This is a genomic window from Armatimonadota bacterium (genome assembly GCA_016223145.1).
In the GTDB taxonomy this organism is placed as follows: Bacteria; Armatimonadota; Fimbriimonadia; order Fimbriimonadales; family Fimbriimonadaceae; genus Nitrosymbiomonas.
The window spans coordinates 1-21,801 of sequence record JACRPN010000006.1 but is presented as its reverse complement, the minus strand read 5'-3'; the positions used below and the strand labels follow the sequence as shown (position 1 = coordinate 21,801).

Here is a 21,801-nt window from a genome sequence, read left to right as displayed (position 1 = left end):
ACAATGAACCTAACTACCCCCTATCTTGGAATCACGCTCAAGCACCCGATCGTTGCCTCATCTTCGCCTCTCTCCAAGAGCCTCGATGGCATCCTAAAGCTTGAGGACTCGGGCGCTTCCGCGATCGTGCTGTTCTCGCTCTTTGAAGAGCAGATCAGGCTCGAAAACGAGGCCCTGGAGCACCTTTCCGCCGAGGGCCAGGAGAGCTTTCACGAGGTCGGAAGCTACTTCCCAGAGATCGGCGACTTCCGTATCGGTCCGGACGGCTATCTAGACCTGATTCGAAAAGCCAAAGAAGCAACGGAGATCCCGATTATCGCCAGCCTGAACGGCCTATCAGATGCCGGTTGGTCGGAGTATGCCGAGCTTTTCCAGCAAGCCGGCGCCGACGCGATAGAGCTCAATATCTTCACGCTGCCGACTTCCTTCGATCAATCGGGGCAAGAAGTGGAGGAGCGCTACCTGGACATCGTCAAGACCGTCAGAAAGGCCATCACGATCCCAATCGCGGTCAAGATGCACCCCTATTTCAGCGCCGTGGCGGACATGGCCGCCAAGCTCGTCCAAGCCGGCGCCAACGGATTGGTCCTCTTCAACCGCTTTTACCAGCCGGACTTCGATCTGGAAACCATGCGGGTCCAGCCGCAGCTCCAACTCAGCGAGCCCACCGAAATTCGGCTGCCCCTTCTATGGACCGGTGTGCTCCACGGCAGACTCGACTGCTCCCTTGCCGCCACCACGGGAGTGCGAAGCCACGTCGAAGCCGCCAAGTACCTTTTGGCCGGGTCCGATGCCGTGATGACGACCTCTTCCCTACTCCGAAATGGGGCCGGCCACATCGAGGCCATCGTCAACGGCCTCACGGAATGGATGGAGACTAAAGGGTATTCCTCTGTCGCACAGATGAAGGGCTCCATGAGCCAAAGCAAGTCCGCAGATCCCGCTGCGTTCGTCCGCGCCAATTACATCAAGGTGCTTGAGACGTTTGCCCCATCCATGAGCAAGTAACGCTCCAAACTGTGACTATTACTTGCTAACGAGTTGGCCTCTACCATCAGGCCAACACATTTGCCTGCCAGGTCAAATACCGACAGTATTGAAACCTGATTTTGCGCTACGCCCTTTCATTGGGCCATTCCTTGATATTCCGTTACGCTTGCACGGATCCGCATCTTGCGGCTCCGCCAGTGCATTCGGAACAGGAAAGGACTATGAAGAAACTCGCTTTGATTAGCCTTGCAGCTGTTGCAGCTTCCAGCGCCTTTGGGCAGGCTTGGGAGTTCAGCGGCATCAGCATCAACTACACGAACGGCTACTGGAGCCTCGGCTGCCAGTTCGACGTCTTGAATCCGGTCAGCGTCTATGCGCTCGGTTCGTACGACGATAACGGCGACGGCTTCCTGTCGGGCTCCCAGGACGTGGGAATCTTTGACATGAGCAGCAATCTGTTGGCCTCCACCACGGTGACCAGCAGCGACACGCTCTTGGGCCACTTCCGGTATGCCTCGATCACCCCGCTGTATCTGGCCGCCGGCCGATACATGATCGCTTCGACGACGGGTATCGACAACTACACGTGGGCCACGTCGGGCTTCTACACGGACCCGAACATCGCCTTCGTGACCGACGCCTACAGTGCCAGCGCGACCCTCGTTGCCCCGACGGGCGGCGGCGGAACGGCCGGCGGCGATGGCTGGTGGGGTCCCAACATGCTCATACACCCGGTGCCCGAGCCTGCTTCGATGGCCGTCCTCGGCCTCGGTCTCTTGGCCGTGGTCCGACGCCGCAAATAGAATCCGATCTTCTTCGGATCCTGTTGGGTCCGGCTGGTTCAAAAGACCGGCCGGGCCTTTTGCATTGAGAAGGGACAGGTTCGACAGATGGAGAACTTATCCTCGTGGGGCACTGGCCAGACCCAACTCAGCGGGTAACAAGGGCGCCGAAGGTGCGCGCTTGGATTGTCGCGCTGCTCTTGGGGCTGAGCGCATTGGGATTAGCCGGCCCGGCAAAGGAGTCCATCAACTTCTGGGCCGTGACGGGCAGCGTGCTCGACGTGCGGATGTATCGGGGACTCGCCGACAGGTTTGAAGCGAAGACCGGCATCCACGTCAACGTGACGCCTCTCGCCTGGGGGAGCTTTGCCACCAAGTACTTCGCAGCGATGGCGGCCGGGCTTCCGCCGGACATAGGTGTGACCAACCTGGGAGGGCCGTTCGATTACGGCGCTGTCGGCGGCGTCGTGGACCTGAGGACGGAGTTTCCCGAAGAGACGAAACGCCTCGAAGCCAAGTTCCCGCCCGGACTGCTGACGATCTTTGCCGCCGGCGAGCGGCTCTACGGCATACCGCACGACCTCTCGACGATGATCATGTTCTACCGGACGGACGTGTTCCGCCGGTTGGGTCTGCAGCCTCCTGCGACGTGGTCCGAACTGAACCGCGTCATCGACGTCCTGGAGGCGAACCGGTACCGCTATTATTTCGGCTTCCCAGCGTATGCCCAGTGGGCGATCGGGCTCTACACCCAGCCCTATGGGCTCACCGGCTTCAAACTCGAAACGGATGGCACACTGAAGGTCAACTGGACCCAACCGAGGTACCTCGACGGCGTCCACCAGGCGATGCGCCTATGGCACACCCACAACTCGCCGGGCAAGGACCTCAGCAGCCGCGTCATCGGGATGTTCCGCTCCAACGACCGGAGCCTTGCGGTCCCGCTTTTCTTTGAACTGCATACGAACTTCGACAGCATCAGGCTCACCGCACCCGAAGTCGCAGGCAAGTGGGACATCGCGCCCTGGCCCCGGGCCGATGATGGCAAGGCGTTCAACATCATGGGCGGGACGGCCTACGTCGTCTTTCGCAAATCCGCCAAGAAGCGCCAGGCCATGCGATGGCTGGAATACATGAACTCCATGGAGGCTCAGCAGGCGATGACGCTGGACCGGATGAGCCGCGGGGAGCAAAGCAACATGGCGATCTCACCGCTGCGGGAGTTCTGGGGGCCCTCCAATGCCGCCTTTTGGCGGCGCGCCGAGTTCAAAGGCAGCCAAAGGCTGATCGAGGTGCTGCGCAAGACCTATGCCTCGTTTGACACGGCGCCGAGCATCAACGGCGCTGCTGAGGCCAACCGGCTCGAAGCCAACCTGCTCGACCAGATGCAGACCTTCATCCGCGACCGGCAAGATGCCCTGGCTGCGAGGCTCGGCACCACGCGCACCAAGATGATCGAGGCTATGGGCGCCGGGAGATACGCCAAGGAGCGGCAGGCGCTCGACAACGCGATTCGTTCCAAGCTCGAATCAAGCTACAGAGACATCGCACCGAAGGCAAAAGCCATCGTCGAAAAGGAAACGGCCCGGTATGAGACCCGCTTCGGAAATGTGGTGCGCGACCTCCCTGATTACGAGCGGCGGTCCAGCGTGCTCGACGTCGTGAAGTGGTCGGCGGTGGGGCTGCTTGGGGTTGCGCTGTTCATGGTCGGGCTCGCGCCACGCCTTAGGAAGCACGGATGGAGCTACCTCTTCATCGCGGCACCGGTGGTGCTGGCGGTGGTGTTCGTGTTCGTGCCGGCGGTCACAGCTCTTTACCTCTCCTTCACCGAGTACCACCCTGTGCTGCCGCTCTCGACCGCGAGCTGGACTGGAGCGCACAACTACGTTCAGGCCAAAGAGAGCGGCGACCTGGGTTCGGCGACCTTCCGCAGCGCTTACTATGCGCTTCTAACCGTGCCGATCGGCATCATGATCTCGCTTTTCTTCGCCTATCTGCTCTACGGCAAGCCGAGGGGCGAGAAGTTCTGGCGGTTCCTTTACTTCTCTCCCTTGGTGACCAGCGTGGTCAGCATCGCGCTCATCTTCTCACAGCTCTTCCTTAGCGGGCCCCAGGGCTGGCTGAACGCGGCGCTGATGAACCTGGGCGTACTTAAGGACCCCGCTCCGTTCCTTCAAAGCGAGAAGACCTTCCTTCAGTGCGTGATCGTGCTCGCGATCTGGCACGGGCTGGCGTTCAATGTGCTCATCTTCGTGGCGGGGCTTCAGCAGATTCCGGCTCAACTCTTCGAGGCCGCCGAGGTCGATGGGGCGGGTGCGGTTCGCCGATTCTGGAACATCGCGTTGCCGGGGATCCGGCCTCAGGTGTTCTTCATCAGCGTACTGGGGCTCATCGGGGCTTTCCAGGTGTTCGAACCGATCTACATGATGGCCAACAAGAGCGGCGACGCCGGAGCGCGGTTCGGCCCGAACGACTCCGCGCTCACCCTGGTTCCGCTGATTTACCACAACGGCTTTGAGACCTACGAGATGGGCAAGTCGGCGGCGATCGCCTATGTGATGTTCGCCATGATCCTGGTGCTCACGGCGGTTCAGTTCCGGGTCTACCGACGCAGAGGGGGAGAGGGGGAATGAGGCCGAGCCAAGCCAGATCGAGAGTCGGATTCCTCCCGTGCCTCGGAATCGCTCGTCTTGAGACCCCGGAGGGGTCGAAGAACGATAGCCGGTGGTCGAGCGAAGCGAGACCCCGGGCTACGAGCCACATTCCCAATTACCCGTCCCCGAAGGGGTCGCAGAACGATTCCACCGGAGCTACACGATGAGAAAGAGCCGCGCCGAACGTGTGTTCAGCTACCTCTTCCTGACCCTCGGCCGGCTGATGATGGCCTTGCCCTTCTATTACATGGTGGTGACCTCGCTGAAGTCGAATACAGAGGCCGCCGAGCCCGTAGTCAGCCTGTTCGTCAAGCAGCCCACCGTCAAGCCCTACACCGACCTGCTCGACGCGGGACTGGTGCTCCAGGCCACGTGGAACAGCTTCCTTATTGCCCTGCCGCTCACGTTCGGCAGCATGTTTTTCTGTCTATTGGCGGGCTATGCGTTCGCCAAACACCGCTTCCCTGGGCGCAACGGCATCTTCCTGATGCTCCTCTCGACGATGATGATCCCGGGTTCGGTGCTCCTGATCCCCTCGTTCCTGCTCTATCGCGATTTGGGATGGCTGGATAGCTGGACGCCGCTGATCGTGCCGGGCTTAGCGGGGGCGTTCGGGGTGTTCTTGGCCAGACAGTTCGTGGGCAAGATCCCCGACAGCCTGATCGAGTGCGCCAAGCTGGAGGGCTGCAGCGAGTGGGGCATCTTCCGCTCGATCATCGTGCCCCTCAGCAAGCCCCTTCTGGCGACGCTGGCAATTCTGACGTTCCTTGGCTCCTGGAACAGCTTTATGGGGCCGCTGATCTTCCTGCTAGACGAGAAGAAGTACACGCTGCCCTTGGTGGTCGCGATGCTGCAGGGCCGCTTCCCGGGCAATGAGAACATCCAGATGGCAGGCGCGCTGATCTCGATCCTGCCGGTGCTGGTGGTGTTCTTCGTGTTCCAGCGGCAAATCGTCGAAAGCCTGGCAAGTAGTGGATTGAAAGAGGGGTGAGGGAGGTCTTCGGGCGCATGCTGTGGGCCCGGGGTCTGGGGTGCAGGGTCTGGATTCCGGCAAACCACCTCTCCCCCTGGGGAGAGGGACCGTGAGCGCAGCGAACGGGGGTGAGGGGGTCTGGGGTCTGGGGTGCAGGGTCTGGATTCCGGCAAACCACCTCTCCCCCTGGGGAGAGGGACCGTGAGCGCAGCGAACGGGGGTGAGGGGGTCCGGGGTCCTGGGGGTGTAGAGACTGAGGTACGGGGTAGGCCAGATGTCCGGGGTCCGGACGGACATCACTCACCAACCACTAACCACCAACCTCTCACCACACATTTACGCACCCCGCAGGCCCGGAGGGCCAACCGTGATCAGCCCAGGGCGCCAGCCCTGGGAATTCTGGGAAAGGACCATCCGCGGGCCGGAGGTCGGCGCCAGTAGTCCTAACGGGCGAGCCAACCTTGCTTCAGAGCGGATGCTTGGCCCGGAGCACAACGCCATGACGTTTACCCGACCCAGAGGATTGGGGCGGCGCACAGAAAGCGGTCACACGAAGGCAGGTGATGAACGAGGGGGCAGGCAGAGCGGGCCCACCCGCCTCGTCGAGTTCTTTCTCAACGACTCACAATTTGAGTCGGGGCAGACGTCTAGAAAGTAAATCGAATGGGGTTTGCGTCGCTCGCATCGGAGATGATCTCCGCGGTTTTGGCGCCGTTACGCCTTGGCTCCTCTAGGAGTTCTTTGAAGTAGGCGAAGAAATTCTTGGAAGCGGTTTCAACCGCGTAGGGCACGTTGCTGCTCGATACCGTGGCTCCGTTGAGAAGTACAGTGCGGCTATAGGGATTCCGAAGCACATACCGCCAAAATGAGCCCGAGGAGCAGGAAATGCCATAGTGCATCGTAAATCGCACCTCATAGGTTTTGGTGGTCGAGTCAGTGACCTTCTGCACTAACGCCAAAGTCTGCTTGACACAGACTCCATGTTCGTCAATCACATGGGATAGCGCGCTCGCGCCGGTGGAAGTCTTCCAACTAAGTGGACTTGGCGATGCCATGGCGTGGCCCGCCATCGTGTAGGCAACCTGCTTAAGCTGCACAAGAGGCCAAGGTGTCCTGCGCCAAGTCGTTCCGGTGTAGGCGATCCATGCTGCGTTTGCCCTAAGTTGCGCGGCCGAGAACGACACCGATCCATTGCCTGCAACTACGATTGGGGCGAATGTGGTGGGGTGATAATACAGGTCTGAGCAACCATTCACATAGAGCTTCAGGTAGTTAATCGTGACGGCGTCCGAGCCATGAACTCGGATCGTCATTCCAGAGATGTCTGAGATCTTCGAGATCGTCCCAAGTCGTAAATGGGCTTTTGTGTAGTAACCCACTTCGAAGTCGTCGTTTGGCGTGTTAATGAACGTCTGCGTGGGTCCAAGAGTGATACTGACAGGACTATTTGTAGGATTGGACACACCGATAATCAACTCAAGATCGTGGACCGCCAAGGTTTCTGGCGGAGTTGCGGCGCACGTCGCCCAAAGGGCGGCAAGGACAGTGATGGCCCTGAGTCGAGGCGAAAGGGACCGATTGGTGTTCCTGAACGATTTCAAAGATCTCCTCCTATCTTCTGGTCACAGCAAAAGGGCTCGGCCGCAGTATGTTCCATCCCGGCGCGCAGCCTGCCTCCTAAGCTGATTGCAGATTCAAGAACAGTGAAACAGATTCCTTCTTCCTGTTCAAGTCCTGTTCCTGTCCCATGCCGTTGAATTCGCCTGAACCCCTAAGCTGGCGATCAACCAGATACGGGCACGCACTTCAGATCTTCAGCGGGCCACTGCTTTGCCTCCTTCCGTGAGCCCAGACTGCCCATAGTTCACTTGTCGCGTGACTAGCCCAATCATCAGTGTTGAGTCCCAAGGCCCTTCGTCGAGCATCCACAATCGGTCCCCAAACAGGTTGACGCGATGCACCCTCTCCCAGCCCTATGGCATGGGTCTCGGATTAGGACATCGATAACGGCACAATAGCCCAAGGAACTGCAGTTCAAAAGTACTCAAAATGGAGAAGTGGCCAAGGATTCGGAGGATTTGGAGGACTCCGGCGGGGCGCTTCCTATTTGAATCACCCCTGGCGCGAGCTAAAGAGCAAGCAGTCTCGCCCCGGCTAGAGCCAGGCAAGGATGTCTGCTCCCCATCTCACCATCTCACCGTTTCACCGTCTCACTGTCTCACCCTTTCACCGACTCACCCAATCACCGTCTCTCTTCCCAGGCGGGATCTTCACGGGGTCGGGCGGTTGGGTGGGGCGTTTGACCGGGTTCTTCTTGAGCTTGTCCAAGAGGTCGGCGATGGCGCGGTCGAGCTGCGGGGCGCAGGACCTCGATGACCGAGATCGGGGTGGGGAGCACCACCTACGCCTACAACGACGCCCTTCGCAAGGTGACGATCACGAACCCCTACAGCGAGGTCACGCAGCTCACGCGGGACACCTCGCAGAGGCTCTCGCGCAAGGATTTCGGCAACGGTACCTATGAGACCTTCGGCTACGACAGCCGCAATCGTCCGAACTCGATCCTCCTCAAGAACTCGGGCGGAAGCACCCTCTCCAGCCAAAGCTATACCTACGACAATGCCTCGAACGTAACCAACCACACGCAGGACGGGGTCTCGACCACCTACGGCTACGACAATATCGACCAGCTCACCTCCGAGACAAGGACGGGCTATTCGGCGTCCTATACCTATGATGCCAACGGAAACCGAACGTCGAGGACGGTGAACGGTCTGGTGGAAACGTACTCGAACGACCCCGGCGACAAGCTAACCTCGGTCACCTGGAACGGCGGCTACAAGAACTACGGCTACGACGCAGCGGGCAGGATGACGAGTGTGACCACGCCTTCGGGGACCTCATGGTTGACATACGATTATGAGGATCGCCTGACCCTGGTGCAGATACCCAGTGGAGGCACGAACACCTTTACCTACAATGGACTCGATACGAGAGTTGGAAGGGTGGATCGTTACCTTCAGCCTTGGACGTACAAGCGCGATGGCGCAGGGGTTACGGCGCCCTTGCTCAGCGACGGAAACAGCAACTTCACGCCAGGGGCTTCGGTGCGCTCGTCGGGAACCTCTACTTACCAGCACGCCGGTATCAAGAGCAACACGCGGCAAACCGCTTCGAATCAGACGGTATCAAGCTCGAAACAGTACGACGCCTTTGGCAATCTGACCTCATCTTCTGGTTCATGGGTTGGACCTTTCAGCTACGGCGGCCCCTTCGGCTACCAAGATGACAACGACTCCGGCCTGAAGCTCCTGGGGCACCGGTATTACGATTCCAGTATCGGGAGGTTTTTGACAAGGGATCCGACGAAAGAAGGCAGGAACTGGTATTCCTATTGTCAGAATAATCCACTGGTTCGTGTGGATCCACGCGGCTACTGGTTCGAGACAGCTCTCGACATTCTTGGTCTCTTCTACGATCTTGCCGAGTTTGCGAGGAGCCCCTCATTGATGAACGGTATCTATGTTCTTTGGAGTGGCGCTTCTATCCTCGTGCCAGCCGTTCCGGGATCTTGGGTGGCTCGCGCCGCGAAGGCTGGCTCTAAGTATGTTGGCAAGCGAGGATATGAACTAGTCAACATCTTGAGAGGCGGTTTCAACTCTCGATCGGGGAAAGTCGTGGCCTCAAAGGCAAGAGAAGTTGCGCACCATATCATCCCCGTCTCGTTGGCTGAGACAGTTATTGAAAGATTCGCTAGGGGATTTCCTGGAGGCGAGGCTGCGCTTATTGAATTTCTCCGAAATCCGTGCAATGGCATGTGGGTCGATCCGGCTCGACATAGCAGGCTCAGTGTTGCCTATCGCCAAAGGCTCGTGGATTGGTTCCGAGATCATCCAAAGGCGGACTTCAAGGACTTCTTTGACTACGCCTATGATCTTGCGCGAGCTATGTGCGGAGGTGGTGGGTCATGAACTGGTATCACTGCTTCTTCGGAGTTAGTGACTCGTCATTCAACGTTACTAAGCTGTTCGACTCTGAATCTGACTACGAGATAGAAACGGGACAACGCCGAGGGTTGTATCCTGTGTCTTGGCTCAACTGCAATGGCGATCCTCCTTTTGAGTACTTCGGAAAGGGGGCTCCCCCGGACTTCCTGTGCCCTCCGATCACAATGGGACTTCTGCTGTCACAGAAAGCAAAGGCTGCGTTCGAAGAAGCGCTGGTCAAGGGAATTCTCTATCGGCCTGCTGATGTCCGAACAAAAGGAGGTGAAGTGCTAACCTACTGGTATGTAGTTACTCCCTTTGAATTCAATTCCCTTTGCTTTCGGCATTGCGAGCCAGCTTTTGGCAAATGGTACGAATACAGCCTGCCGGTCGTAACAGGTCTTGACCCGGAGATAAGCGATGTGTGGGTCGGGCCGCACACTAAGCACCTTCAGCTGGAAGTGTTTTCTCATCGTTTCGTAACTGCTGTACGGTCCTTTCGGCTGAGATCCTGCAGAATTGTGAACTTCGATGCCTACACCACGACTGGCGAGGATGGCCTGTTCGACCTTTGTGACGATCAGAATACCTTTCGATAGACTGGGCCAGACGGTTCGTATCAGTGCTCCCGAAGTCACGGCCAGCCGCGCTCCGCGTGGGACAATTGAAGGGTGAAGGTCTGGCAAGTGTCCTGGTTGCCCCTGGCTTGGGTGGCGCACCATTCGAGTCTGCGAGCTTGGGGCGATCTGAGAAGTTCAAGGTTGACCTATTCCTCTCCCAATCCCTTCAATCAGAGGGCCATCCCTGCCCGCCCCAAATCCATCGCCGAAAGCACCGCCCAAAGTACTGGTTTCCCAGAAGTGGCCAGAGATTTCAAGGATTTGGAGGATTCCTGACTTGCGGCGAGCGGCGAAAGGCACAACTGCAGAGACGACAACGGGTGCGATCGTGGCTGGCGTACTCCTCCAGCCATCAACAGCCGATTTTGCGTCACAATCTCCTCCGCCATGGCAGCAAAGGAGTTTTCGTTCGACATCGTCAGCAAGGCCGACATGATGGAGGTCAAGAACGCCGTCGACCAGGCTCAGCGCGAGCTTGCCAACCGCTACGATTTCCGCGGCACGATGGCCTCCATCGAGCTTGAAAAGGAGGAGATCGCCCTGGTGGCCGATGACGAATTCCGCATGGGCCAGCTCAAGGACATCCTGATCAGCAAGCTCGTCAAGCGCGGCATCGACCTGCGCCAACTGGACTACGGCAAGATCGAGCATGGGTCGGGCATCTCCATAAGACAAAAGGTTCTCCTGAAGCAAGGAATCTCGCAGGACCACGCCAGGCCACTGATCAAACAGATCAAGGACAAGGGCTTCAAGGTCCAAGCGCAGATTCAGGGCGACGCGGTCCGGGTCTCTGGCAAAGAAAAGGACGAGCTGCAGAAGACCATGGCGTTCGTTCGCGGCCTCGATCTCCCCGTCCCAGTCAACTTCGAGAACTACCGGTAACGCCGCTTGCGCCGGACCACCATGATCGCCATACCCCCAAGCGCCAGCAGGCTCGAAGGCTCAGGTACGCCCTCCACATTCATCCAGTTCATGCACCCGCACCGGTAGGCCCCCAGCATCGTCCACTGGGGATCGGAGGGAAAGTCGGCGCGCAGGGCGGTGTTGAAGGAAGTGAACGGGTTGTTTCGGACTTCGGCCTCACTCATTCGGCCGATGGGCAAGAGAGTGTTCGGCCCGGGGTTCTTGACGTCAAAACCCCAACGGAAACCGCCAAGCACGCACATCCGTCTTTCTTCGACGCAAACAAGGGCGGTGGTCAGCCTCACCCGAACGTTCTCTCGAATCTGCCCCGGCTCCACGCGCGGCGTGTCTTGGTAATAAACCCCGCTGCCATTGGTCAGGACGTTCGTGTTGGGATCCACGTCGTTGAACGTGGGGTAGGTCAGATCGTAGAAGGGCAAGTCGTCGCCCTTTCCGGTCGGCGCGCCGGGCACGCGCTGATCCTTGCGCGGGTCGATGATCGGCCTGTTTTGGTCTGGGAATGGCGGCGAAACGCCTCCCACACGTGGATCGGCGAAGTAGGTCTGGATCCACCTCAGGTTCTCGCGCTTACAGCAGGTCTGGCGCTCGAAGTTCTCATTGGGCTCGAAGTGGGCGATCAGCCGCGCTCCCGGTCCGACCGTGATTGGGAAATTGGCGTCCACCAGCTTGTATTGATCGATGACGATCCGCCCGACGTTGGTCATCCCCTGGGCGGCACTCAAGGCGGCGAGAGCGGCCAAGCCGGCGATGGTCAAAGGCTTCCCGGTCGAAAGGTGGCGCTGATGTCTCACAAGGTGCTTCCAAGCCGGCGGTTAGTCCAATCCCAGGGCGTTGCCGCGCTCAAGAGAGGGTTGTCCGCTGGAGCCGGAAATGTGACACTTTTGTCAGGATAATTCGCGTCTCGCCTGCCAGATTCGGTGGACCTCAGCCAGCAGCCTCTCCGCGTCGGCCAGCGGCCACTGGGTCTCTTTGTCGCTCAGAGCGTTAGCCGGGTCTGGGTGCACTTCCATAAAGAGCGCGTCGATCCCCACTGCCGCTGCCGCGCGCGCCATCGCCGGGATGGAGTCCCGATTTCCTCCGGACGCCCCCTGCGCCGCGCCGGGGCGCTGGGCTGAATGCGTCGCATCGAAGCACACCGGCACACCGAACGACCGCATCACCTCAAGGCCCGGCATATCCACCACGAGCGTGTTATAGCCAAAGGTGGTGCCCCGTTCGGTCAGCATGATCCCGTTTGCGCCGAAGGCCTGCAGCTTCTTGACGATGTACTGAGTGTCCCAAGGCGAAAGGAACTGGCCCTTCTTCACGTTTACGGGCCTCCCAGACTTTGCGCAGGCTTCCAGCAGGTCCGACTGCCGGCAGAGAAATGCGGGGACCTGGAGCAGGTCTGCCACTTCGGCCACGGGAGCCGCTTGCTCTGGGAGGTGGACGTCCGTGGTGGCCGAGATCCCGAGCGTTTCCTTCACAGCCGCCAGAATCCCGAGCCCAGCTTCCATTCCCGCGCCTCGGCCCGCCCCAGCCGACGTACGGTTGGCTTTATCGAACGAGGCCTTAAAGATGTAGTTGACGCCCAGCTTCTCGCAGGTGGTCTTCAGCGATTCTGCCACCTGAAGGCACATGTCGAGGGACTCGGCAAGGCAGGGGCCGCCGAGCAAGGTCAACTTGTTCGGGCCGATCTGGAAAGGGCCGACGTTCATTTCGGGGACGAGGCCTTTGCCTTGACCGTGAGGGTCATTCCGAGCGTCACCGACTGCGGCGGGAAACAAGAAGTCTCATTGCACTGCTGATAGCCAACTTTGACCTTGACGCTGACCTTGCCGGGTTTCTTGGGGGCGGTGATAATCACTGGGATCGTGACTTCGCCCTCATAGACGGCGGCTTCCTCGCCCATCAACGTGCGCATAACGCCTTCCGGATACCTTGGCTTGGCCGAAACGCCGGGAGTGGCGCTCGCGACCGTTACGGGGATCATATAGTCCTTGGTCGGCGGATTCTGGTACCCGTGCATCCCCTCAGCGAACTTCACCACGACCTGTCCGGTGACCTTGGCGCCAGGCGCCACCACGTTCGGCACCAGCTTGAAGGTTACAGATGGCTCTTGAAGCGCTGGGACGGCTGGTGAGATCAATGCGGCGGCCAAGTGCACAAAGCCAAGAAGGGCAGTCATCATGAGCGTTCTCCGTCCGCGCCAGGCGGGCACATCTATTATACGGGCAGACGCGGTCCCAGCATCGCCAACCAAGAAACCAACGAGCCGCGCCCGCTGTGCAGCGGGCGCGGCTCGTCAGGACTTACGACCCTTACGGACAGGCGTAGTCTTCCGAGTCGGTGATGGCCGTTCCCGGAATGCCGTGAAGGTCGTTATAGACCGTGTTCGCCGGCCACATCTCAAGATCGGCCTCGTTCTTCAGGAGCGGGCCGGTGTTCCACGAGTAGTAGGTTGGCCGAAGCGCGGTCGCGACGCCCGCCGTCGAGCCACCTGTCGGGATGCCGGAGTACTTGTACCACTTGGCGTGCCCGTCGGTGAAGTTCACCACGAGGCCCTCCGCATGGCGTGCCATGCCCGGGAAGTTGTAGTAGTTCAGCCGTGCGGCCTTGCGCATGTAGCCGTCGAAGAACATGATGGTCTCCGCCGGGATGGGCATCGCGGTGACGGTCGTCGTAGGCGTGTAGACCCGCAAGGAGGCGATGGGCAGCGCGCAGAAGCTCTCTCCAAAGACCCCGAGGTTTGGCACGTAGCCGGCATATTGGAAGGACCCTGCCGTCGTCAGGGCGCCGGGAAGTGGGGGAGCGGTCTCGACCCGATTTTTCCAGTCGATGCCCGGCGAATAGCTCGCGCAGTTGAAGACGCCGTTGTTCTTCATGTAGGGCTCGACGGCATCATAGACCGAGAACACGCGGAGCCGAGGATCGGGCGGCAGAGGCGCCAGGATGTAGGCGCTCATCGGGAAATAGTCGTCGTAATCCGAGGCGTACAGGATGGTGCTGATGGCGCACTGCTTCTGGTTGCTGATGCAAGTAGCCTTCTTCGCGGCCTCTTTGGCCTGGGCGAACACAGGGAAGAGAATCGCTGCAAGGATCGCGATGATGGCTATCACGACAAGCAGCTCGATCAGGGTAAAGGCTTTTTTCACGTTTCAATGACCTCCGTTGGCCACCACGTGATGCCTTTATTGCGCTGTGCACGGCAAAAGCCCTCCTCTGACGCTTCGACACCCGTGGATTCCATGAAGTTTGGCTTATCTTGGCGATCTCTGTCGCTAGCATCAAACGTCATTTTTGCTGGGCTCGTCAGCGGCAGTCAAAAGGCGTGCGGGGGCGGGGCCATGTAGGTACACTTTGGCGCGCAAGATGGCCGTTCAAACACAGGCTACGGGGCAGGTTCGAGAGACCGTCGAGATTCTGGGCATGCCCGTCGATCGAGTGTCGATGGAGCAGGCCATGGAGCGCATTGCCGGTTTCGTCGCGTCGAAGCAGCCCCAAATGGTGGTCACCGCCGACTCCAGCGGCATCGTTCAGGCTCAGACCGATCCGGAATTCAGGAGCATCTTGGAAGGCGCCGATCTGGTGACCCCGGACAGCATTGGAATCCTCTGGGCGGCAAGGCGAAAGGGCAAGGTGCTTCCCGAACGCGTGAGCGGCGTCGACCTCCTGGATCGGATTTGCGCCAAGAGCGCCGACAAAGGCTGGAGGCTCTATTTCCTTGGCGCGGAGCCTGGCGTCGCCGAAATGGCGGCCGAAAAGCTCCGCCTGAAGTATCCGGGATGCAACATCGTGGGCACCCGTCACGGCTATTTTCCCGGTGACAGCGACGACATCGTCGCAGCTGAAGTTGCCGAGTTCAAACCCGACGTGCTTTTCGTTGCTATGGGGATCCCGCGCCAGGAGAAGTTCATTAAGCGCACCATTCCGATCATCGGCGCGCCAGTCGCCATCGGCGTAGGCGGTTCCTTCGACGTCTTCAGCGGCAAAACGCGCCGAGCGCCGAAGCTCATTCAGAAGCTCTCGCTGGAATGGCTCTGGCGAACGGTGATGAACCCGCGAAAATGGCGCAAGGCTCTTGCCCTCCCGAGGTTTGCATGGCTAGTGCTCCGAAGCCGATAAAGATCTACACCAAAACCGGCGACTTGGGGGAGAGCGGGCTGGTAGGCGGCCAGCGCATCTCCAAACAGAGCGCCCTGCTTGAGGCCATTGGAGACGTCGATGAACTCAATGCCTGGATCGGAGCCTGCCGAACCGCAAGCACGATCTCCGAGCTGAACAAAGACCTTCAGGTGGTCCAGAACCTCTTGTTCGAGATCGGCGCGGAACTGGCGACCCCGCAAGAAAGCAGGTTCGTCAATGAAACCCTTTCCGATTCGCACGTCCAATACTTGGAAGGCTCGATCGACAGACTGTCTGAGGCGCTTTCGCCGCTCAGGAGTTTCATCCTGCCCGGGGGCACGGAACTGGCGGCGCGGCTGCACACGGCAAGGGCCGTTTGCCGCAGGGCAGAGCGCTCGGTCGTTGCCATCGCAAACGCTGGAGGCGCCAGACCGGTCGTTCTTCAGTTTCTGAATCGGCTGTCGGACTGGCTTTTCGTGGCGGCGCGAACGGCCAACCATGTTGATGGCGTCGAAGACGTAAAGTGGGTCTCGGAGGCAAGCGAATCGTGATACAAGCATTGTTTTTGGCATCGGCATTGCTCGCGGGAGCGGCGCAGCAGGACGCTCCAAGCGCATCGGAGCTGATCTCAAAGATGATCGCCAAGTACAACTCGGCCAAGACCCTCAAAGGCACGATTGTGCTCCGCCAGGGGACCGCCACTGAGTCTGCGACTCTGACCACCCAGATTCAGTACGAGCACCCTGCAAAGCTCTATATCCGCCAGCAGAAGGACTATGGCGACAGAAAGGTATGGCTGGTCACCTCCGATGGAAAGCACTTCTCCTATCCCGCGCCGCAGGTGATCGGTCAAGACTCTAAGCGCCTGGCCGAGCCGATCAACCTGGCTTCGGGCAAGGTTTTGGGCCTCCGCGACATCTACTCCGGGGTGGTTGGAGGCATCGGTGATCGGTCGGCGCCCCTGGATATCGCCATCAGCCGAACCGAAGACCTGCAGTATCTTCGCGGCCAGTGGTACACCGTAAGGGTGGACGGCGTGACCAAAGTCCGGGACGTCGAGGCGTACTCAATCTCGGGCCAATGGAAGGAATATGGTGACGCCGATCACCCATCCGGAAGATTTCAGATGCTGATCGGCAAAGAGGGCGACCTCATGCGCTACGTGATCGAGCAGACCCTCGACCTCGGCGGCCAGAGGTTCAACGTCACCAGCCTCTGGGAAGTAGACCTTAAGGTTAACGTGGAAGTCGATCAGAAGCTCTTCAAGTTGGTGTTGTGACAGCCGCAAGGTCCCTCGGTTACCCTAGAGCCGCGAGGAAACACCCACTGCAGACGTCTGTGGCCGATGTCCTCCAACCTACGGCCGTTCAGACTCGCCTATGTGCCCAACGGGCCGCCAAACTCATAGACCCTTCCCGCAATCTCGGCAAGGTCGTTGACCTCAGGTTGCGGCAACAACACCGCTTCTCCCGTGACCCGCTGAAACGCCGCCGCTGCCCGCTGGTTAAGGACCGGCACGGCCACCTTGAACAGCTCTTCCGCCCAAGCGCCGGACTGCCTCGCCCTGAGGCGCGCCGACTGCTCCGCGTAAGCAAGCAGAACGAGGTCCGATTGAGCGCCAAGGGCAATCTGATCGCGAGGGGGCTGCGCCATGGCTTTGCCTGCAAGTTTGGAGATGAACGAGTCCCCAGCAGCCTCCAATGACGCTCTCCCTCCTTCGGCCAGTTTGTGGAGGCGCGAAGCAATGAACACCCGGTTGATCTCGTTCGTCCCCTCGTAGATGCGGCTCACGCGCGCATCGCGGTAGTGCCTGGCGATCGGGAACTCCTCAGTGAACCCATATCCGCCGAACACCTGGAACGCCTCATCCACGATCCACGACTCGGCCTCGGTGGCGAAAACTTTGCAGGCGCTGCATTCGATGGCGTACTCCTCGGCGGCCTTGCGGTTGCCTTCGGGAGTATCGGGATGTGCCTCGAAGGCGGCGTCGATCGAGGCTCCAGTTCGATAGATCATGGACTCCGCCACGTAGAAGAGCGCTGCCATCGTCGCGAACTTCTGCTGAATCAGGCCGAACTCGGAAATCGGGCTGCCAAACTGCTTCCGATCCAGGGCATAGGCCGCCGCCTCGCGCATGGCCTGTCGCGCGGGCCCAAGCGACATCGCGGAGAGCTTGAATCGGCCCAGGTTCAAAGCGTTGAGGGCGACCCGATGCCCCTGTCCAGGTTCATAGAGCAAACTCTCGATCGGAACCTCGGCGTTGTCGAGAGTGACCCTGGCCGTCGAAGAGCCCTTCAGTCCCATCTTGAGCTCTTCCCTTTCGATGTGAACACCGGGAAAGTTGCGCTCCACGAGGAACGCGCTAAACCGTTCGCCGTCAATCTTCGCCATCACCAAGAACAGGTTCGCCCACTTGGCGTTCGAGACCCAGGCCTTGGTTCCGTTGAGAATCCACTTCCCTCCGCGCTCGTCGGCACGGGTGCTGGCGGCCAGAGCGTCGCTTCCGCTATTGGGCTCGCTCAGGCAATAGGCACTCAACCACTCGCCGGAGACGACGGGTGGCAGATACTGGGCTTTCTGTGCGTCGGTTCCAAACCATGAGAGTCCAAACACGCCGATTCCGCTGGTCACGCCGGCGGTAACGCTGAACGAAGCGTCCAGACTCAGAAACTCCAAAATCCTGGCGCTGAGGTTTTTGCCAAGACCCAGGCCACCATACTTCTCGGGCGCATTTGTACCGAGAAGGCCCAGTTCGCCGGCCTGACGGATGAGCGAGGGCATTAGGCCCTCTTCCTGCACCTGCAGCCGGTCGACCGCCGACAGCACCTCTTTGCGGCTGAACTGCTCCGCCGTCTCGATCATCAGGCGATCGTCGGAGGAGAAATCCTCGACCGTGAAGATCTTCTCAGGAGGTCTATAGAGGAAGGCTCCGCCAGGAAGGACGTCCATGTCAAAAGTCAGCGCCATTGCTTCGCGAGATTATGATCGGTGGCCTTTCCGGAAAGCCATTTGCGGCTGCAGAGTCTCAAGCCGCCGCCCGCACCTGGCCGACGAATTCGACCTCCGCTTTGGCCGAAACCTCGTTGTAACTGATCACGGGCACGTTGGACACATGTTTCTCCAAGAGCCGCCGCATCGGTAGCCGTAACTGTGCGCCACAGATCAGGACCGGCTGAAGCCCCTTTGCCACCGCGCGATCGGACTCTGACTGGATTCCGTCGATGACTTGGCGCTGCATGTCGGGGTCGAGAACCAGCGAGGACCCGAAGTTGGTCACGTGCACCTTCTCGGCGAGCTCCCGCTCCAGAGCCGGTTCAAAGGTGATGCAGTAGAGCCGGTTGTTGGTATCCAGGAACTGCCGCGTGATCGTGCGGCCCACGCTTGCGCGCACCAATTCGCCAAGCTGGTCGGGGTCCTTGACCCGCGTGCCAAAGTCCGCCATCGTCTCCAGAATCGTCACCATGTCGCGGATCGGTACGCGCTCGCGCAAGAGGTGCTGGAGCACCTTCTGGATGTCGCCGATCTGGAGCACGTTGGGCACCAGCTCGCTGACCGCGGCCTCGTTTGTTAGTTTGGCGTTGTCGAGCAGGACCTGGACGTCTTGGCGTGTGAGCAGCTCTGCGGCATGCGTCTTGGCGACCTCGCACAGGTGGGTCGAGAGCACGGCGCTCGGCTCGATGACCGTGTAGCCCCCACGCTCGGCCTGCTCCGATTGGGCCGAATCGATCCAGTAGGCGTCGAGGCTAAAGACCGGGTCCTTGGTGTGCTCGCCGGCGATAGGGTAGATGACCGCCCCGCCGTCAACCGCCAAGACCCGATCCGTATAAAGCTCCGCGCGGGCGACCTCTTCCCCGCGCACTTTGATGATGTATTCGTTGGCTTTGAGGTGGATGCTGTCGCGGATGCGCACCGTCGGCATGACGAAGCCCATCTCAGAAGCCAACTGACGTCGAGTGGCGCTCACACGCTCCGGAAGATCGCCCCCGACGCGGGTGTCGGCCAGCTTTGTCAGGCCGTATCCGATCTCGATTTCAAGCGGATCAACGGTCAGCAGCGCCATCACCGCCTCTGGGCCGGAGGGCGCTGCCTCCTTGGCAGCCGCCTTTACCGCCGCTTCTGCTCTCATGACTTCGGAGGCTGGGGCCAGCGCGTTCGGGTTCGCCTTCATGAACTGGTACAGCGCAAAGAGCACGCCTGAAATGGTCAAGAAGATCGTCGCGGGGAACCCGGGCACCAGGGCCATGGCCGCAAGCGCTCCAGCTGAGAATCCGAGTGCCTTGGGTTGCCCCAGGAGCTGTCCGGCAACCTCGACTCCCATGCTGCGCTCTTGTCCGGCGCGGGTGACCATCAAGCCGCTCGCCGTGCTGATAAGCAGTGCCGGAAGCTGCGAAACCAGGCCCTCGCCAACCGATAGAACCGCGTAGGTCTTCAGGATCGTCATCGCGTCGCCCTGCCCGCGCATGAACCCCACAGCGAACCCGCCGATGATGTTCACCACAATGATGAGCACAGCCGCGATCGCATCACCCTTGACAAACTTGGAGGCGCCGTCCATCGCGCCATAGAAGTCGGCTTCCTGCTTGATCTGCTTACGCCGGGCCTTAGCTTCCTGCTCGTCGATGAGACCGGCGGCAAGATCGGCGTCGATGGCCATCTGCTTGCCGGGCATGGCGTCCAAGGTAAACCTGGCGACGACCTCGGAGACGCGGCCTGCGCCGTTTGTGATAACCACGAACTGGACGATGACCAAGATCAGGAACGCGACGAACCCGACCACGAAGTCGCCGCCCATGACGAAGTTGCCAAAGGTCTCGATGACCTGTCCGGCCTGCCCGGTTCCCAGAATGAGTTTGGTCGCGGCGATGCTCAGGGCCAGCCGGAAGAGCGTCGTGATGAGCAGCAGGCTCGGGAACACGCTGAACTGCAAGGGGTCGGTGACGTTCACCGCTGACAAGAGGATCATCACCGCAGAGGCAAGCGCGATGACGAGGCCGAAATCGAGCCCCCAGTGGGGCAGCGGCAGGATGAGCATGCCCACGACCATGACGAGCCCCACACCCAGGAGGAGGTCGGTGTGCTTAAGGAGCCTCTGGACGCTGTTCATGGTCTGCTGAGCCGCAGTTGGGCCTTATTGGTAGTGTCGGCAAAGTTGCCGGGTTCTGAAGGTCGGTGGAGCCAGTTTGAGCCAGGCCATCGGCCAAGGCAAGTTTCCTTCTTGGCTGAATCTGGCCCGGACAGAGCTCCCCGAGTTCAGGCAGAATCTAAGGTGGCTCATGTCGAAGATCGCGGACATCGAAGCGCTCATCGCAAGCGGCCTCTGGGAAGAGGCCGGCCTAGCCGCGGAACGGCTCGTGCAGGCTCAGCCCGCTATCCCTCGAGCGCACTATCTGCACGGGATCTGCCTGGCGCACCAGGGGCGAATGGCAGAGGCTTCCGAGAGCTTTGGCCGGGCGTTCGCGCTCGACCCCCGGTTCTGGCAGGCTGGGGCCGCGCTGGCCAGGAGCCTGGATTGCCAGGGCCGATACGAAGAGGCCCTGGAGGCAGCCGAGCAAGTCTCCAAAGAGCGGCCCAGCGATCAGGAGATTCTGGGGCTGGTGCGCGGGTTAAGGCGCCAAGTCCCTGAGCGCGACTTGGAAGGTTGGCAGGTATCCCTGAAACAAAGCTGGTGGATGATCGATCTCAAAGGCCCTGAAGATGACGAATAGGACAGGAAAGGGTCCTTAGCCCTGCTTGAAACGGCGTATTCGCGAGTACAATGTGGATAGACCGCCTTCACGGGCGGGAAGTCCTCCCTGATGGCGGCGATAGCCGAAAGTCCGGCGCTTTGTCGGACGGAGGACGGAAATGATCAGCGATATCGAAGCCCTGATGGAACAGGGCAAATGGGACGAGGCCGAGACGGCCCTCGTCAGCTTCACTTTCAACCACCCCGAGAACCCTCAGGGACACGCCTACCTCGGGCTCTGTTACGAACGAAACCACCTCTTTGAGCGCGCGGCCGACCAGTTTCAGCGCGCCGTCGCCTTGGAGCCCCACTATTGGGAGGCGGGGCGCAAGCTGTTCCAGTGCCTGGACAAGCTTGGGCGCGCGCGGGAAGCTCTGAATGTGGCGCGCGACGTGCACAATCTGAGGCCCAGCGACAAGATGATCGAGCAGGCCATCGAGAGGCTCGAGAACGAGCTTGGAGAAAGCAAGATCGGCGTACCTCCAAAGGTCTGGCGACCCTAGGGCGTGAGGGGCCTAGACGGCGAGACCGGGAGGGTATGAGTCGGTGAGACGGTGATGAGAGCCGGAGTGATGGGATGATGGGATTAGGGGATGATGAGTCGGGAACATCCATCCCTTGATCTCCTCATCCCCTCACCCACTCTCCCCTCCCCGACTCATCGCCCCCAACCGCGTCCGGTATAATACGACCCTTCCCGCGCGCTCGTAGCTCAGTGGATAGAGCAACAGGTTGCGGACCTGTAGGTCGGAGGTTCGAGTCCTCTCGAGCGCGCCAGTTTCCACCTTGTCCATGCTGGGCACATGGGTTTCGGGCGGCTTTGTCGCAGGCACGGAACCTGCGGCTACGGTCCTCGTCCCTCTGCCCCTTTGTCCCCTTAGCGCAGGCACGGAACCTGCGGTTACGGTCCCCGTCCCTTTGTCCCTTTGTCCCTTTGTCCCGCAGCTTCGTCGCAGGCACGGAACCTGCGGTTACGGTCCTCGTCCCTCTGCCCTTTTGTCCCCTTAGCGCAGGCACGGAACCTGCGGCTATGGTCCTCGTCC

The 21,801-nt window shown here is 60.1% G+C and carries 19 protein-coding genes and 1 tRNA gene; 13 read left to right on the top strand and 7 right to left on the bottom strand.

Going from position 1 to position 21,801, the window contains the following annotated elements:
* Window positions 1–3: 3 nt before the first annotated feature.
* From HZC36_04350 to HZC36_04335, 4 genes are all read left to right on the top strand, one after another.
* Window positions 4–1,008 carry a dihydroorotate dehydrogenase-like protein gene (locus HZC36_04350; GenBank protein ID MBI5706203.1) on the top strand — a complete coding sequence of 335 codons (1,005 nt, stop codon included), beginning with the start codon at window positions 4–6 and terminating at the stop codon, window positions 1,006–1,008.
* A 203-nt stretch (window positions 1,009–1,211) separates the two neighbouring features.
* The gene (locus HZC36_04345) at window positions 1,212–1,793 is read left to right on the top strand and encodes a PEP-CTERM sorting domain-containing protein (protein ID MBI5706202.1); all 582 of its coding nucleotides are present in this window, start codon (window positions 1,212–1,214) and stop codon (window positions 1,791–1,793) included.
* Between the two features lie 152 nt (window positions 1,794–1,945).
* Window positions 1,946–4,405 (top strand): extracellular solute-binding protein, encoded by a 2,460-nt coding sequence (locus tag HZC36_04340; GenBank protein MBI5706201.1) that lies wholly within the window; start codon window positions 1,946–1,948, stop codon window positions 4,403–4,405.
* A 184-nt stretch (window positions 4,406–4,589) separates the two neighbouring features.
* Window positions 4,590–5,417, top strand: a complete 828-nt coding sequence (locus HZC36_04335) for a carbohydrate ABC transporter permease (GenBank protein MBI5706200.1) — start codon at window positions 4,590–4,592, stop codon at window positions 5,415–5,417.
* A gap of 629 nt (window positions 5,418–6,046) precedes the next feature.
* On the opposite strand, the gene HZC36_04330 is transcribed toward HZC36_04335, so the two are convergent.
* Window positions 6,047–7,000, bottom strand: a complete 954-nt coding sequence (locus HZC36_04330; protein MBI5706199.1) for a hypothetical protein — start codon at window positions 6,998–7,000, stop codon at window positions 6,047–6,049.
* A gap of 771 nt (window positions 7,001–7,771) precedes the next feature.
* Here HZC36_04330 and HZC36_04325 point away from each other — a divergent pair.
* The 3 genes from HZC36_04325 to HZC36_04315 all read left to right on the top strand — a co-directional run bounded on the left by HZC36_04325 (window position 7,772) and on the right by HZC36_04315 (window position 10,887).
* Window positions 7,772–9,370 (top strand): hypothetical protein, encoded by a 1,599-nt coding sequence (locus HZC36_04325; protein ID MBI5706198.1) that lies wholly within the window; start codon window positions 7,772–7,774, stop codon window positions 9,368–9,370.
* On the top strand, window positions 9,367–9,984 hold the full coding sequence (locus tag HZC36_04320) for a hypothetical protein (protein MBI5706197.1): 618 nt from the start codon (window positions 9,367–9,369) through the stop codon (window positions 9,982–9,984). The genes HZC36_04325 and HZC36_04320 overlap by 4 nt, the downstream gene beginning before the upstream one ends.
* 408 nt (window positions 9,985–10,392) lie before the next feature.
* The gene (locus HZC36_04315) at window positions 10,393–10,887 is read left to right on the top strand and encodes a YajQ family cyclic di-GMP-binding protein (protein ID MBI5706196.1); all 495 of its coding nucleotides are present in this window, start codon (window positions 10,393–10,395) and stop codon (window positions 10,885–10,887) included.
* Here the strand turns inward: HZC36_04315 and HZC36_04310 are convergent.
* The 4 genes from HZC36_04310 to HZC36_04295 form a co-directional block, all read right to left on the bottom strand.
* Complete coding sequence (locus HZC36_04310; protein MBI5706195.1) at window positions 10,878–11,720, bottom strand: PEP-CTERM sorting domain-containing protein; 843 nt, start codon at window positions 11,718–11,720, stop codon at window positions 10,878–10,880. The genes HZC36_04315 and HZC36_04310 overlap by 10 nt on opposite strands.
* 93 nt (window positions 11,721–11,813) lie before the next feature.
* Entirely contained in the window at window positions 11,814–12,626 is an 813-nt protein-coding gene (gene kdsA / locus HZC36_04305; protein MBI5706194.1) for a 3-deoxy-8-phosphooctulonate synthase, read from the bottom strand.
* Window positions 12,623–13,099 carry a hypothetical protein gene (locus HZC36_04300; GenBank protein MBI5706193.1) on the bottom strand — a complete coding sequence of 159 codons (477 nt, stop codon included), beginning with the start codon at window positions 13,097–13,099 and terminating at the stop codon, window positions 12,623–12,625. The genes kdsA and HZC36_04300 overlap by 4 nt, the downstream gene beginning before the upstream one ends.
* A 130-nt stretch (window positions 13,100–13,229) precedes the next feature.
* A complete protein-coding gene (locus HZC36_04295; protein ID MBI5706192.1) occupies window positions 13,230–14,063 on the bottom strand; it encodes a prepilin-type N-terminal cleavage/methylation domain-containing protein in 834 nt (277 codons plus the stop codon).
* Window positions 14,064–14,280: 217 nt separating this feature from the next.
* Here HZC36_04295 and HZC36_04290 point away from each other — a divergent pair, with 217 nt between their 5' ends.
* Genes HZC36_04290 through HZC36_04280 form a run of 3 tightly spaced genes read left to right on the top strand, consistent with a single transcriptional unit; the run spans window position 14,281 to window position 16,312 of the window.
* The gene (locus HZC36_04290; GenBank protein ID MBI5706191.1) at window positions 14,281–15,033 is read left to right on the top strand and encodes a WecB/TagA/CpsF family glycosyltransferase; all 753 of its coding nucleotides are present in this window, start codon (window positions 14,281–14,283) and stop codon (window positions 15,031–15,033) included.
* The gene (locus HZC36_04285; protein MBI5706190.1) at window positions 15,030–15,584 is read left to right on the top strand and encodes a cob(I)yrinic acid a,c-diamide adenosyltransferase; all 555 of its coding nucleotides are present in this window, start codon (window positions 15,030–15,032) and stop codon (window positions 15,582–15,584) included. The genes HZC36_04290 and HZC36_04285 overlap by 4 nt, the downstream gene beginning before the upstream one ends.
* Window positions 15,581–16,312 (top strand): hypothetical protein, encoded by a 732-nt coding sequence (locus HZC36_04280; GenBank protein MBI5706189.1) that lies wholly within the window; start codon window positions 15,581–15,583, stop codon window positions 16,310–16,312. Before HZC36_04285 ends, HZC36_04280 begins: the two co-directional genes overlap by 4 nt.
* 98 nt (window positions 16,313–16,410) lie before the next feature.
* Here HZC36_04280 and HZC36_04275 read toward each other — a convergent pair whose 3' ends face one another.
* Window positions 16,411–18,000, bottom strand: coding sequence for an acyl-CoA dehydrogenase family protein (locus HZC36_04275; protein ID MBI5706188.1), 1,590 nt, complete (start codon window positions 17,998–18,000; stop codon window positions 16,411–16,413).
* Between the two features lie 58 nt (window positions 18,001–18,058).
* A complete protein-coding gene (flhA, locus tag HZC36_04270; protein ID MBI5706187.1) occupies window positions 18,059–20,137 on the bottom strand; it encodes a flagellar biosynthesis protein FlhA in 2,079 nt (692 codons plus the stop codon).
* 169 nt (window positions 20,138–20,306) lie between these two features.
* Here flhA and HZC36_04265 point away from each other — a divergent pair, with 169 nt between their 5' ends.
* The 3 genes from HZC36_04265 (at window position 20,307) to HZC36_04255 (ending at window position 21,535) form a co-directional block, all read left to right on the top strand.
* Window positions 20,307–20,738 (top strand): tetratricopeptide repeat protein, encoded by a 432-nt coding sequence (locus HZC36_04265; protein MBI5706186.1) that lies wholly within the window; start codon window positions 20,307–20,309, stop codon window positions 20,736–20,738.
* 139 nt (window positions 20,739–20,877) lie between these two features.
* Window positions 20,878–21,261, top strand: a complete 384-nt coding sequence (locus HZC36_04260; protein MBI5706185.1) for a tetratricopeptide repeat protein — start codon at window positions 20,878–20,880, stop codon at window positions 21,259–21,261.
* A 198-nt stretch (window positions 21,262–21,459) separates the two neighbouring features.
* A tRNA-Arg gene (locus HZC36_04255) sits at window positions 21,460–21,535 on the top strand.
* The last annotated feature ends 266 nt before the right edge of the window (window positions 21,536–21,801 follow it).